Raw genomic sequence first — 12,315 nt, 5'->3', positions numbered from 1 at the left:
CCGCGAGACGGGCTGCGAGCATTGCAACCACACCGGGTTCCAGGGCCGCATTGGTGTGTTCGAGGCGGTGCGCATTGACGACACGCTCAGAAAGCTGATCAATGATGGCGGCGATGAAGCCCGCATTGCTGCCCATGCGTTTCGCAACCAACCCCATCTGGGTGTCGCCGCAAAAGCGCTGGTCCGCGAGGGATTGACCACGCCGGAAGAAGCGATCCGCATATCGAGGCGTGAAAGCGATGCGGTCGATGCCTGAATTTGCCTATATAGCGATTGACCCAAAGGGTCGGGAAAAGACCGGCCGGCTGGCCGCTGCCAGTGATGACGCAGCGCGCGCGAAGCTGGTCGAGCGGAATTTCTACGTCGTCAAAATGGAGGCGGCGCAGGGAAAAACAGCCAAGCAGAGCAAAACGTCTACGGGCCTGTTCGGTCCGAAAAAACTGACATCCAAGGAACTGACCCTGTTCACCCGGCAATTGTCCTCGCTGGTGCAGGTCAGCCCGCTGGAGGAAGCGCTGCGCCTCATCGGCAACCAGAATGAAAAGCCGCATGTCCAGCAGCGGATAGCGACGGTCCACGGCGGGGTCATAGAAGGCCAGCGCCTGTCCGAAGCCATGCGCCGGGAACCGAAGAGCTTTCCACCGCTTTATCGGGCGATGATTGCCGCCGGGGAAAGTTCCGGCACCTTGCCCGATATCACCGAAAGGCTGGCCGATCTGCTCGAGCGGCAGGCCGAATTGCGCGGCAAGCTGATCGGCACCCTGGCGTATCCGGCGGTGCTGGCTCTGGTTTCGATTATCGTTGTCGCGCTGCTGATGATCGCGGTGGTGCCTAAAGTGGTCGAGCAGTTCGACGATGTGAACCAGCAACTGCCGATGATCACGCGCATCGTTATCGGAATATCGAATTTTCTGGCAGACTGGTGGTGGGCGATTGCGATTGCCATCGGCGCGGCGCTGCTGATTGGCTGGCGCGCGCTCAAGGAACCACAGTTCAAATATCGTTTTGACGGTTTTCTGCTGCGCCTGCCATTTTTCGGACGGTTGCTCCGGGATTTGCACGCAGCCCGCCTGGCGCGGACGCTCTCGACCATGGTGGCCAGTCGCTTGCCGATTATCGAAGGACTGCGTCTGACCACCGAAACGATCAACAACAGCGTGCTGCGCAAGGCGTCAGAAGATATGGTGGAGGCCATAAGGGGCGGCGGCAGCCTGTCCAGCGCATTGAGGAACGCAGGCGTTTTTCCGCCGATGCTGGTCTATATGACGTCCAGCGGCGAGGCATCGGGGCAACTGGACGATATGCTGGCGCGGGCAGCGGGCTATCTGGAACGGGAATTTGACAATTTCAGCTCGACCGCCTTGTCCTTGCTGGAGCCGATCATCATTGTGGCGCTTGGCGGGTTGGTCGCGCTGGTGATATTGGCGATATTATTGCCGATTTTGCAGCTTCAGAATCTAGCCGGACTATAAGGCCGGAACAAAGGAATGAATATGACGACAGACATTGAAAATTCTTGTGAGGCCGCGGCTTCCGAGACGAAACAGCGCAAGAGGCGCAATGGCTTTACCCTGGTCGAACTGATGGTGGTGATCTTCATTCTCGGCTTGCTGATGACAATCGTGGTGATCAATGTATTGCCCAGTCAGGACCGGGCGATGGTAGAGAAAGCACGAACGGACATTGCGACGCTTGGTCAGGCGCTGGAAATGTACCGGCTTGATAATCTCAGCTATCCCGGTTCGTCCGATGGCCTTCAGGCCCTGATTTCTCCACCTGCATCTTTGGCGACGACCGCTCGCTATCGGCAGGGTGGCTATATCAAGAAACTGCCCGACGATCCTTGGGGGCGTCCCTATCAATATGACAACCCCGGCCGTCAGGGTCCAGGATTTGATCTCTATTCATTGGGTGCCGACGGCGCGCCGGGCGGCGATGATGACAATGCCGATATTTACGCTGAATAAGACGAATAGCGCGTGAACCCCGATTCTCTCTTGATTGGCTATCCGACGGCGGATGATGAACCGCTCCATTGGTGGCATGTCGCCGATGGCGCAGTGCAGGCATGGGGTTGTGATCTCGATCCATTGATGGCTTCGTCAGTCTATGGACCGGATCAAGCACAAACGGATGTTCGCGTGATCGCGCTCCTGCCATCGCATCTGACCAGTATCATGGGCCACGAAGCGATCAGCGATGCCAACGAAAGCCAGACAATCGCCGCTGCGATCTTGGCGGCCAAAGCGCATAGTTTGGAAAGCGATAAGGTCCATATTGCCGCGACCTTGGATAGCGAAGGGCGGGCTGTTACGGCATCGGTCGGTTTGGAGATAATATCGGCCGGGCTGGCCCGCCTAAAGGAACTGAATCTTGATCCCGATGCGGTCATACCGTCGGGTTGGTTGGTGCCAGTCGATCATGATGGTGCCGTTTCCGCGGACTTCGGGTTTGACCGGTTAGTCCGTGCGGGAAATATCATCGCGGTAGATGATCCCGCGCTTCGTCCCCTTCTCTTTGCAGGCCTGACCGTCAAGCCTGTCGCAGGTGATGCATTTGATGCCATGCTGGTCCTCGCCTCTGAAAAAACTGATCTGAATTTTCGAAGCGGTCTCTTTGCCAAGAAGAAACGGCGAACGATGGATAGGTCACAAAAGCGACGGCTTAGGTGGATGGTAGCGGCACTGGCCATTCTGTCGCTGGCCATTCCGCTGGTGCAGCTCGTTCAATTTCATTGGGCGGCCCACGCGGCGGACGAGGCTGCACTCGCCAAGGCGACTTCGGTTGTTGGAGAGGTTAAAGATCCAGATAGCGCCGAACGCGCGCTGGATCAGCGGCTACTTGATGAAAATCGCGGCAATATCATGTTTCCGGTTCCGGCTTCGGCTCTATATTCTGCCCTGCAACAGGTACCGAACGTATCGATTACTCGCATGAGCTATGGTGACAATGGGATAGTGTCGGCAACATTGTCGGCGGTCAGGAACGAGGATATCAATCCCGTCCTGCGTACGTTGCAGGACGCAGGCTTCATCATCACGGCAACACCGCGTACCGATGCTACAGGATCGGCGCAGGCTGATATTACGGTGAGAGCCCCATGATCGAGAATGTTAGAATCTGGTTCGTTCGCTTAAGTCAGCGGGAAAAAATATTGGTCGGGATTGCGGGGCTGCTGCTGGTCGGGCTTGTCGGCTATTACGCTATCGTCCGCCCGATGGTCGGCGCGATGGAATCTGCAGAAGAACGCTACGTTGACGCGGTTGAGCGGCAGACACGGATTGAGGCCAAAGTTGCCGCGCTCCAGCAGCCAGCGGACATGGAGGCAACCAAGTTTAACGGCGCATTGGATAGCTTCGTCAGCCAAAGTGCAGGGGAAACAGGTATTGCGGTTGCTTCTGTCACACCGCAATCGGATAGCCGGGTCAACGTCGTGGTGAAATCGGCCAAGCCGACCGCGCTATTCGGCTGGTTGGCGCGGATCGAACGACAAGGTATTGCCGTGGAAGCGCTCAGCGTCAATCCAACAAGCAATCAAGCCGTTTCCGCAACGCTGACTCTGCGATCGCAATAAGCGATCACATTGTCAAAATGCTGTGCGTCTGCCTATTCGGCAGGTTCTATATGACGCTGCTTATCGGCGGGGAACATGATGCCGCCATCGTCGGCTGACATGACTTCCGGTTCGTCGAGATTGGCAATTGGTGCTTTCACCCGCTGTTGAATCCATTCGCCTTTTTCATTGCGAATATAAGTGGGCGCTCGTTGGACGTTCCAGACCAGACCCATTTTCTCCCAAAGATAGATGATCTGACCGTTGAGGTCGAATTCCCACCAGGCAATTTGCGACGATGCCGCGCGTGGATGCTGGTGATGGTTGTTGTGCCAGCCGTCACCGAAGGTCATCCAGGCCAAGAACCAATTGTTGCGCGATCCGTCCTTGGTGTCGAACCGCTGGGAGCCAAAGACATGGCCGATGCTGTTCACACCCATGACAAAATTGAGGAAGAAGAAGTTGCGGAGCAGGCCGCCGATCAGAATCGTCCCGACGATATGTTCGGGCCCACCAAATGCCAGGGCCCAAAGAGCCGGCAAGATGATGACCGAGAAAATGGCAATCGACCAGCGATGTTTGTGGCACCACATGACTTGCGGATCGTCGACTAGGCCTTTGCCGTACACCTTCATGTCCGATGTGGTATTGTCAAACAGCCAGCCAAAATGGGCAATACCCAGACCTTTCCATTTCGACATTTTGTTGCCATGGCCGTCAACATGGGGACTGTGGAGATCTCCCACATCATCAGAAAAAGCATGATGGCGGCGATGGTCAGCAGCCCATTTCAGGACCGAATGCTGCGTGGACATTTGCGCCAAAATTCCGATCGCCAGACGCATCTTGGGTCCAGCTTCAAAAGCGCGATGCGTGAAAAAGCGATGATAGCCGATGCCCACGCCCATATTGATCAGCACGAAGCCGAACAGAAATGCTGACCATTCTATCCATCCAGTCGACTGGGTGAGGGTCCAATAAAGCGCGCCGATGGCGCCGAAGGTCATAGAAGCCAGCAAAATGCCATATTCGATGCGCTTTGCCCGCGCTGCTGGTCCGCCAATAATGACGCCATGCTGTGGATGCTTTTCCGATGATGTGAAATCATCGGGTTGAATGTCGCTAAATGCAGTAGCCATCGACAAATTCCTCGCGCTGGTTCGTTACGCAAGGATATAGGCTATTTACAATGATTACAATTATCTTAACCATTAGCCGGATTAACGGCAAAAAAGCGACGATTTTGGTCAATCGGGAACAGTGGCAGCGCTGTTTTTGGATGCAACTCGTCTTAAGTCGATAGCTGCCCTGCGACAGAAAAGCGCGTCAGGACCGGTTAGTCATCACTCATGCGTTCGGGCTGACTGCTCTCGTGTCGTGATGAAGGGCGAGACTTTCTCTCCATCCGTGGTGGCCTGGATGTTCGCTCGGGACGGGTAGCGGCGCGCGTTCGCGCTGGCTTCGCGACGGCAGCTCTTGCAGCGCGCCGCTCGGCGCGTTCTACCCGATCGCTGCGGCTGCGAACTGGCGCAGCTTGGCCGGCGTTATCGGGTCGAGCAGCTCTGACTGCCGGACGATTGTTGCCGGTACTGCCCGGTCCTACTCTATTGCGATATCCGCTGCGTCTTTGGTTTTGCGTACCATCCCCGCGCTCATATCTTTGGTTGCGCCGTTCTGCCCGTTTTTCTCGATTTCGATAACGTTTGCCGGCATGTTTCTCACCAAAATAGGCGCGCTGTCTGGCCCAATGGCGCCGGTGACGGTCTCGCATGATATGGCGTTTACCGCCGCGGTCGAAGATATGAACACCATAGCCGGGATAATAATATTGATCATACCAGCCGCCGCCAAATCCGATATTGGTAAAACCATAGCCATTGTCGCAGGCATAATAGTCGTCGAACGGTGCATAGGGATCGCAGCCATAGTCGGAATTGTTGACATAACCGTCACCATAATAGCCGCCGCCGTACATACATCCGCCCAAGCTTAACAAAGCGCCGGCTGCTGCGGCTGATTTGAACAGCCAAGCCATTTTGAAATTGGTCATATTCTTTCCCTTAGCGCCAGCCGTGCAAGTTTGCAGTGCATTTTTCAATATTATCATAGGTAAGGCGCAGCGATTGAATAGCGTATGAATGGAGCGCCTTGCTGACATTCATGAAAGTAGCTAACAAGCCATGTATACATTTGTTTAGGAGTCGTCCTTTGGCCACAGTTGCTGCAAAATCGCACGGATATCCCTATGAGGAAACCGCCAACCCACATTGGGTGAAACCGCCTAGTGATGAACAACTGGCGCATATTCCCGGCGAAAATGGGCTTCCCATAATCGGAACGACGTTGAAAGTGATCAAAGACCCGATTGGTTTTGGTCAATATATGTTTGAGCGATTTGGTTCGGTCTATCGGACCCATAGCTTTGGCAAACATAATATCATGCTACTGGGTGCCGATGCCACCGAGCTGGTGATGTTCAACAAGGACAAGATATTTTCCAGCGAACAGGGTTGGGGGCCCGTGCTCAACAATCTCTTCCCGCGGGGATTGATGTTGATGGATTTTGATCGGCACAGAGCCGACCGCAAGGCACTTTCTGTCGCCTTTAAGCCAGGTCCGATGAAACACCATTGTGAGGTCTTGGGTACCGGCATATTGGACCGCGTCGCTGAATGGAGTGGGACTGATCTCCAATTTTATCCAGCGATCAAATCGCTCTCTCTTGATACTGCGGCCAGCGCCATTCTCGGTATTCCGTGGGGCCCGGAAGCGGACAAGATCAACAAGGCCTTTGTTGATGAAGTGCAGGCGTCCGTGGGCGTCGCCCGGAAACCTATTCCGTTCACGAAGATGTGGAAAGGCGTGAAGGCGCGTGAATATCTACTGGAATATTTTACCCCTCAGGTGAAGGAGCGGCGTGCCAAAGGCGGTGAAGACATCTTCACGCAGATATGTCTTGCCACTCACGAGAATGGCGAACTGCTGACCGAAGGTGAAGTCGTCGATCACATGAATTTTCTGATGATGGCGGCGCACGACACGATCACATCTTCGGCGACCAGCATGACCTATTTGCTCGCCAAGCATCCGGAATGGCAGGAACGGTTGCGCGAGGAATGCCTGTCGGTTGCTCCCGCCGGGACCGTGCTTACGCTCGAACAGCTAGGCAAGCTGGACCTCACGGAAATGGCGTTTAAGGAATCGCTGCGTCTGATTCCGCCGGTGCCCAGCATTCCGCGCCGCGCTCTCAAGGAATTCACGTTCCGCAACTATACGATACCGGCGGGTACCAGCGTTGGCATTAGCCCGCAATTTGTCCATAAGATGGAGAAGCACTGGCCCGAACCTGACCGTTTCGATCCGTTGCGCTTCACGCCGGAAAATAGCGCTGGACGTCATAAATATGCATGGGTTCCCTTTGGTGGTGGCGCGCATATGTGCCTGGGCCTCCATTTTGCCTATATGCAGATCAAGATATTGATGCATGCGATGCTGACCCAAAACCGTATTGTTCTGCAGGATGGCCCGGATTACAAACCGGATTGGCAGGTTTTCCCGATCCCGCAGCCAAAGGATGGACTGCCGGTGCGGTTTGAACGGCTCTAACTGTCCAACAACAGCTCAGAAATTTAGTGGCACGGCTGCGATTTGGAGAAGAATATTCGCGGTCGTCACGCAAAAAATTGACAGCCCAATCCCTCCGTGCCAATCTCGGTTTTTCTCGGAGGGCAGACTATGATGCACATCCTATCAGGGCGTATACCATCCACTCAACTGCTCCGCACCGCTGCAGTAATATTGCTAGCCGGGCTTGTGACGCAGGGATGCAGTGGTTCCAATTCTGAACCCGACGCTACAACCGAAGAAACAGACAGCTTACTGCCGACGGAGAATATCACCGCAGAGAGCTTTGGCTGTATCAGCGACCTGACTGCGGTGGATCGCTTCTTTGTCGGCAATCTCAATGGCGATATTGATGCTACCGTGGCAATTGCGAGTGCCGAAGAAGGCGGCGTCTATCCAGCCGGTTCGGTGGTGCAGCTGGTGCCAACCGAAGTGATGGTGAAGCGCGAAGCGGGGTTCAATCCAGTCACCAAGGACTGGGAATATTTTGATCTTGATGTTTCGGCCGAGGGAACCAAAATTCTGACGCGTGGAGCGGATGAAGTGGTGAACCGGTTCGGCAACAGCTGCCAGGATTGCCATGTCAAAGCGGCACCGCAGTTCGATCTGATCTGCAAGACCGATCATGGCTGTGATCCTATCCCGATCAATGATGTGATGATCCGGGCGTTGCAGAAAACCGACCCGCGCTGTGAAGCGCAAGCGCTGACCAGCGAGGAAGCAGAAGGTCTGGAGATGCTGCAGGCGGCTTTGGGATTATAGGATCAGGGAATATGCCTTCTTCGAGGGAAGAAGATAATTAGGGGAATAACAACATGATCGCATTTCGCTTTGTTACCATATTGATTGGTTTCATCCCGCTATGGTTTGGGCTGAACGGTGTCTTTTTTGGTGCTGCGGAGCATATGGGCGGGGACCCGTTTACCAGTGCGGTCGACAACCAATATCGCTATCTTTCCGGTGTCTATATCGGCGTCGCGTTGATGATTTTCTATAGCGCTGGTGATTTGCGGCGCCGGGCGATGCTATTCCGTTTTGCCATATTCTTTTTCTTCATCGGTGGCTGTGCACGGGCGGTGTCCTATCTGACAGTCGGCCCGCCGGCGACTGAGCAATTTCTTGGCATGATTGTCGAACTGCTGTCGCCATTGCTGTTGCTCTGGCAGGCGAAGGTATTGCGCTACTAAGAAAAAAATTCGGGAAACATGGTCTTTATCTTCACAACAAGACCTGCGTCCATAAACCGATAATTGTCCGGAATAGCCAGGTTGCGGATCGGCTTGTCTTGCAGCAATGCGTCATATTGCCGGGTGATCTTTTTCTTGTGAACTGATTCCATCACATAGATTCTGTCCGCCCATTCGATCAGATCCCCTGACAGGGTTGTTTCTGCATCATGGTTGGTGCCTGCCGAGATCGCGGTGACGCTATCGCCTTGATTCAATACAGCTTCAGCGGTCGGACTGCGCAATCGATTGCGGGTACATACGAATAACAGCTTCACAGGGCCGCTGCTCATTTCGCTAGCATATCCTTCAGATAACCGCCGGTATAGCTGCCCTTTACCTTGGCAACTTGTTCCGGCGTGCCTTGTGCGACAATTTCGCCGCCGCGCACGCCGCCTTCGGGACCGAGGTCCAGAATATGATCGGCGGTCTTGATCACATCGAGATTATGCTCGATCACCACCACGCTATTGCCCTGTTCGACCAGCCGGTGCAGCACTTGTAGCAGCTTGCGGACATCCTCGAAATGCAGACCGGTGGTCGGCTCGTCGAGAATATAGAGCGTCTGTCCGGTTGACCGTTTGGACAGTTCTTTCGCCAGCTTGACCCGCTGGGCCTCACCGCCTGAAAGCGTCGTGGCCTGTTGCCCAACCTTCACATAGCCCAGCCCCACTTCGTAGAGCATCGCCATCTTGTCGCGGATCGGCGGGACTGCCTTGAAGAAGCTCACCGCATCCTCGACCGTCATGTCGAGAATGTCGGCGATCGATTTGCCCTTGAACTTCACTTCCAATGTCTCGCGATTATAGCGTTTGCCGCCGCATTCCTCGCAGGTCACATAGACGTCGGGCAGGAAGTGCATCTCAATCTTGATTAGCCCGTCACCACGACACATTTCGCAGCGCCCGCCTTTGACGTTGAAGCTGAACCGGCCGGGTTTGTAGCCGCGGGCCTGTGCCTCGGGCAGACCGGCAAACCAGTCGCGGATATTGGTGAAGGCGCCCGTATAGGTCGCCGGGTTGGACCGCGGCGTGCGGCCAATTGGCGACTGGTCGATATCGATGACCTTGTCGCAATATTCCAGGCCGGTAATCTTGTCATGCTTACCGGCAATCATCCGCGCGCCATTGAGCGTCCGTGCTGCGGCCGCATAAAGCGTGTCGATGGTGAACGAGCTTTTGCCCGAGCCCGACAGGCCGGTGATGCAGGTGAAGGTACCTAAGGGAACCGACGCCGTGATATTCTGTAGATTGTTCGCTGTCGCGCCATGCACGGTCAGCTTCTTGCCATTCCCCTTGCGGCGCTTGGCCGGCACTTCGATCTCCCGTGAGCCATTGAGATAGGCGGCGGTCAGTGACTTTTTCGATTTCAATATCTGCTTGAGCGTCCCTTCGGCCACGACTTCGCCACCGCGCACGCCCGCGCCGGGCCCCATATCGACAACCCAGTCTGCCGTGCGGATCGCGTCCTCGTCATGCTCGACCACGATCACCGTATTGCCAAGGTCGCGGAGCCGTTTCAGCGTCGTCAGCAGGCGGTCATTGTCGCGCTGGTGCAGACCGATACTGGGTTCATCGAGAACATAGAGCACGCCGCTGAGGCCGGACCCGATCTGGCTGGCGAGCCGGATACGCTGGCTTTCGCCGCCGGAAAGCGTGCCGCTGGTCCGGTCGAGATTGAGATAGTCGAGGCCGACATTGTTGAGAAAGCCCAGCCGTTCGATAATCTCTTTCAGGATCGGTTCGGCAATCTGGCTCTGCGTCTTGTCCAGCTTTGCGCCCAGAGCTTCAAAAAATTCCAGCGCATCGCCAACGCTCCGGCGGGAAGAAATGGAGATATCCTCGCCCGCGATCTTCACCGCCAGCGCTTCGGGTTTGAGCCGCGCACCGTGGCAGGTCTCGCAGGGGGCAGCAGCCTGGAATTTGGCCAGCTCTTCCTGCATCCAGGCGCTCTCGGTCTGCAACATGCGCCGGTTGAGATTGCCGACGACACCCTCAAACGGCTTCTTCACTTCATAGGATTTGCGTCCGTCCTGAAAGCGCAAGGTGACCGGCAGGCCTTGCGTGCCGTTCAGAATTACGTCCTGATGATGGTCGCTCAGTTCATTCCACGGGGTATCGAGATCAAATTCGAAATGCCGCGCAAGGCTGCCCAATACCTGCATATAATAAGGCGAGGGTGGATTGGACTTTGCCCAGGGCACGACCGCGCCCTGCTTGATCGACAGAGCGGGATTGGGAACGATGAGCTGGGTGTCGAAATGCAGCTTTTCGCCGAGACCGTCGCAAGAGGGGCAGGCGCCTTGTGGTGCGTTGAAGGAGAACAGGCGCGGCGCGATTTCCTCAATGGTGAAGCCGCTGACCGGGCAGGCAAAACGTTCGGAAAAGACGATCCGGTTCGGCGGCAGGCCCGTGCCTTTCATTTTTTTGCCGCTTGGCTCCGGTTTGAAATTCGCGCTGGCTTCGGCCACGCTCGGTCCTTCGACAGGCTCAGGACGAACGGATTTCTTCGATGAACCGGCGTCATCACCCACCGTTCGTGCTGAGCTTGTCGAAGTACGATTGGCAAGCGCTTCCTCAACAGTGCCATCCGCCAGATCAACAAAGGCCAGCCCATCGGCCAGCCGTAAGGCGGTCTCGAAACTGTCGGCAAGCCGTTGTTCCATCCCTTCGCGCACCACGAGGCGGTCGACGACGACCTCGATGTCATGCTTATATTTCTTGTCGAGTTTCGGCGTTTCCTCGATATCGTAAAATTCGCCATCGACCCGGACACGGGTGAAACCGGCCTTCTGCCACTCGAGCAATTCCTTGCGATATTCGCCCTTGCGGCCACGGACGACAGGAGCGAGCAGGAAGAAACGGGTCTTTTCGGGCAGGGTCATCACCCGGTCGACCATCTGCGACACCGTCTGTGCGGTGATCGGCAAGCCGGTCGCCGGCGAATAAGGCACGCCGGCGCGCGCCCACAGCAGCCGCATATAGTCGTATATCTCGGTCACTGTTGCGACGGTCGAGCGGGGATTGCGGCTGGTGGTTTTCTGCTCGATCGAGATCGCGGGCGAAAGCCCCTCGATATGCTCGACATCGGGCTTTTGCATCATCTCGAGAAACTGCCGCGCATAAGCGCTGAGGCTCTCGACATAGCGCCGCTGGCCCTCGGCATAGATGGTGTCGAACGCGAGCGAGCTTTTGCCGGAACCGGACAGGCCAGTGATCACGATCAACTTCTCACGCGGAAGCTCAATATCGACGCCTTTGAGATTATGCTCGCGGGCGCTTTTAACTTTTATGTGGGTCAAACTCATGCGCGTGCTTTGCCGAAGATGCCGGAGAGAGTCCAGCGGGTCAAAAGGACAGGGTGGTTTGCGCTATATGTTCTGTTTTTGTTCGCATGGCAAGGGGTGAGTTTTTGAGGGAGCGTGATGGGGGTCACGGGTGTTGTTGCGAGGTGTGGGCAATTGGGGAGGTGAAATTGGAAGAATAGGGAGAGACGTTATGGCCATATACGAAATAAAGCGTGTCAAATCGAACGGCATGAAACGAAATTTGGCTCAGTTTGAACGTGAAACGGGAATCCAAAATCAAAGATGGAGCCAACGTCTAGAATTCAAAATTAGAACCCTTTCGGAACCCGATTCAATTGGCGGCGTAAAACAAGTGAAATCGGAGATAGCTGAGGCGGAACTGAGAGACAAGGTACTCTACACCCTCGCTATATTTATGCGCGGCGATAAGGACGGCAAAGTGTCCTATCTGATTAGAAAAAAATCGCCCAAGCCACAGAAATTTGTTGCGTTGATTTCCAACCGGAAACTTGGTTCCAACCCATCTGACAGTCAGTTAGCTGGAGGGATTTGGGTCGGGCGGGCGAGGAAGCGCTATCAGACATAGAGCTATCAAAAGGAGAGTA

At 55.4% G+C, this 12,315-nt stretch carries 12 protein-coding genes and 1 pseudogene; 9 read left to right on the top strand and 4 right to left on the bottom strand.

The window, feature by feature from the left end; genetic code table 11:
• From ABJG22_RS05210 to gspM, 5 genes and pseudogenes are all read left to right on the top strand, one after another.
• Nucleotides 1–256: pseudogene (locus ABJG22_RS05210) on the top strand (type II secretion system protein GspE); the annotation flags it as partial.
• A complete protein-coding gene (gspF, locus tag ABJG22_RS05205) occupies nucleotides 249–1,472 on the top strand; it encodes a type II secretion system inner membrane protein GspF (protein WP_348019197.1) in 1,224 nt (407 codons plus the stop codon). The pseudogene ABJG22_RS05210 and the gene gspF, both read left to right, overlap by 8 nt.
• A 21-nt stretch (nucleotides 1,473–1,493) precedes the next feature.
• On the top strand, nucleotides 1,494–1,967 hold the full coding sequence (gspG, locus tag ABJG22_RS05200) for a type II secretion system major pseudopilin GspG (RefSeq protein ID WP_348019192.1): 474 nt from the start codon (nucleotides 1,494–1,496) through the stop codon (nucleotides 1,965–1,967).
• A gap of 12 nt (nucleotides 1,968–1,979) precedes the next feature.
• Nucleotides 1,980–3,104 (top strand): hypothetical protein, encoded by a 1,125-nt coding sequence (locus tag ABJG22_RS05195; protein WP_348019191.1) that lies wholly within the window; start codon nucleotides 1,980–1,982, stop codon nucleotides 3,102–3,104.
• The gene (gspM, locus tag ABJG22_RS05190; RefSeq protein WP_348019190.1) at nucleotides 3,101–3,574 is read left to right on the top strand and encodes a type II secretion system protein GspM; all 474 of its coding nucleotides are present in this window, start codon (nucleotides 3,101–3,103) and stop codon (nucleotides 3,572–3,574) included. Before ABJG22_RS05195 ends, gspM begins: the two co-directional genes overlap by 4 nt.
• 32 nt (nucleotides 3,575–3,606) lie before the next feature.
• On the opposite strand, the gene ABJG22_RS05185 is transcribed toward gspM, so the two are convergent.
• Both ABJG22_RS05185 and ABJG22_RS05180 read right to left on the bottom strand, forming a co-directional pair.
• Complete coding sequence (locus tag ABJG22_RS05185; RefSeq protein ID WP_348019189.1) at nucleotides 3,607–4,692, bottom strand: acyl-CoA desaturase; 1,086 nt, start codon at nucleotides 4,690–4,692, stop codon at nucleotides 3,607–3,609.
• 197 nt (nucleotides 4,693–4,889) lie between these two features.
• On the bottom strand, nucleotides 4,890–5,603 hold the full coding sequence (locus tag ABJG22_RS05180) for a hypothetical protein (protein WP_348019188.1): 714 nt from the start codon (nucleotides 5,601–5,603) through the stop codon (nucleotides 4,890–4,892).
• Between the two features lie 158 nt (nucleotides 5,604–5,761).
• Here ABJG22_RS05180 and ABJG22_RS05175 point away from each other — a divergent pair, with 158 nt between their 5' ends.
• From ABJG22_RS05175 to ABJG22_RS05165, 3 genes are all read left to right on the top strand, one after another.
• Nucleotides 5,762–7,159 carry a cytochrome P450 gene (locus tag ABJG22_RS05175; RefSeq protein WP_348019187.1) on the top strand — a complete coding sequence of 466 codons (1,398 nt, stop codon included), beginning with the start codon at nucleotides 5,762–5,764 and terminating at the stop codon, nucleotides 7,157–7,159.
• A gap of 129 nt (nucleotides 7,160–7,288) precedes the next feature.
• Complete coding sequence (locus ABJG22_RS05170; protein WP_348019186.1) at nucleotides 7,289–7,939, top strand: hypothetical protein; 651 nt, start codon at nucleotides 7,289–7,291, stop codon at nucleotides 7,937–7,939.
• A 53-nt stretch (nucleotides 7,940–7,992) separates the two neighbouring features.
• On the top strand, nucleotides 7,993–8,364 hold the full coding sequence (locus ABJG22_RS05165; protein WP_348019185.1) for a DUF4345 domain-containing protein: 372 nt from the start codon (nucleotides 7,993–7,995) through the stop codon (nucleotides 8,362–8,364).
• On the opposite strand, the gene ABJG22_RS05160 is transcribed toward ABJG22_RS05165, so the two are convergent.
• Together ABJG22_RS05160 and uvrA are read right to left on the bottom strand one after the other, a co-directional pair.
• Nucleotides 8,361–8,696 carry a phosphotyrosine protein phosphatase gene (locus ABJG22_RS05160; protein ID WP_348019184.1) on the bottom strand — a complete coding sequence of 112 codons (336 nt, stop codon included), beginning with the start codon at nucleotides 8,694–8,696 and terminating at the stop codon, nucleotides 8,361–8,363. The two genes, ABJG22_RS05165 and ABJG22_RS05160, sit on opposite strands and share 4 nt — an antisense overlap.
• Complete coding sequence (gene uvrA / locus ABJG22_RS05155) at nucleotides 8,693–11,710, bottom strand: excinuclease ABC subunit UvrA (protein WP_348019183.1); 3,018 nt, start codon at nucleotides 11,708–11,710, stop codon at nucleotides 8,693–8,695. Before uvrA ends, ABJG22_RS05160 begins: the two co-directional genes overlap by 4 nt.
• Before the next feature lie 190 nt (nucleotides 11,711–11,900).
• Between uvrA and ABJG22_RS05150 the strand changes: the two genes are divergently transcribed.
• A complete protein-coding gene (locus ABJG22_RS05150; protein ID WP_348019182.1) occupies nucleotides 11,901–12,296 on the top strand; it encodes a hypothetical protein in 396 nt (131 codons plus the stop codon).
• Nucleotides 12,297–12,315: the final 19 nt, after the last annotated feature.

The organism is Parasphingorhabdus sp. (assembly GCF_039939955.1).
Classification (GTDB): domain Bacteria; phylum Pseudomonadota; class Alphaproteobacteria; order Sphingomonadales; family Sphingomonadaceae; genus Parasphingorhabdus.
Note: the sequence above shows the minus strand (reverse complement) of the source record. Positions and strands in the feature narration are given on the sequence as shown.

What these genes read in the sequence shown, in the direction of transcription:
- gspF (WP_348019197.1), top strand. Translation starts at nt 249, where the DNA reads ATGCCTGAATTTGCCTATATAGCGATTGACCCAAAGGGTCGGGAAAAG.
- gspG (WP_348019192.1), top strand. Translation starts at nt 1,494, where the DNA reads ATGACGACAGACATTGAAAATTCTTGTGAGGCCGCGGCTTCCGAGACG.
- gspM (WP_348019190.1), top strand. Translation starts at nt 3,101, where the DNA reads ATGATCGAGAATGTTAGAATCTGGTTCGTTCGCTTAAGTCAGCGGGAA.
- ABJG22_RS05185 (WP_348019189.1), bottom strand. Translation starts at nt 4,692, where the DNA reads ATGGCTACTGCATTTAGCGACATTCAACCCGATGATTTCACATCATCG.
- ABJG22_RS05180 (WP_348019188.1), bottom strand. Translation starts at nt 5,603, where the DNA reads ATGACCAATTTCAAAATGGCTTGGCTGTTCAAATCAGCCGCAGCAGCC.
- ABJG22_RS05170 (WP_348019186.1), top strand. Translation starts at nt 7,289, where the DNA reads ATGATGCACATCCTATCAGGGCGTATACCATCCACTCAACTGCTCCGC.
- ABJG22_RS05165 (WP_348019185.1), top strand. Translation starts at nt 7,993, where the DNA reads ATGATCGCATTTCGCTTTGTTACCATATTGATTGGTTTCATCCCGCTA.
- ABJG22_RS05160 (WP_348019184.1), bottom strand. Translation starts at nt 8,696, where the DNA reads ATGAGCAGCGGCCCTGTGAAGCTGTTATTCGTATGTACCCGCAATCGA.
- uvrA (WP_348019183.1), bottom strand. Translation starts at nt 11,710, where the DNA reads ATGAGTTTGACCCACATAAAAGTTAAAAGCGCCCGCGAGCATAATCTC.
- ABJG22_RS05150 (WP_348019182.1), top strand. Translation starts at nt 11,901, where the DNA reads ATGGCCATATACGAAATAAAGCGTGTCAAATCGAACGGCATGAAACGA.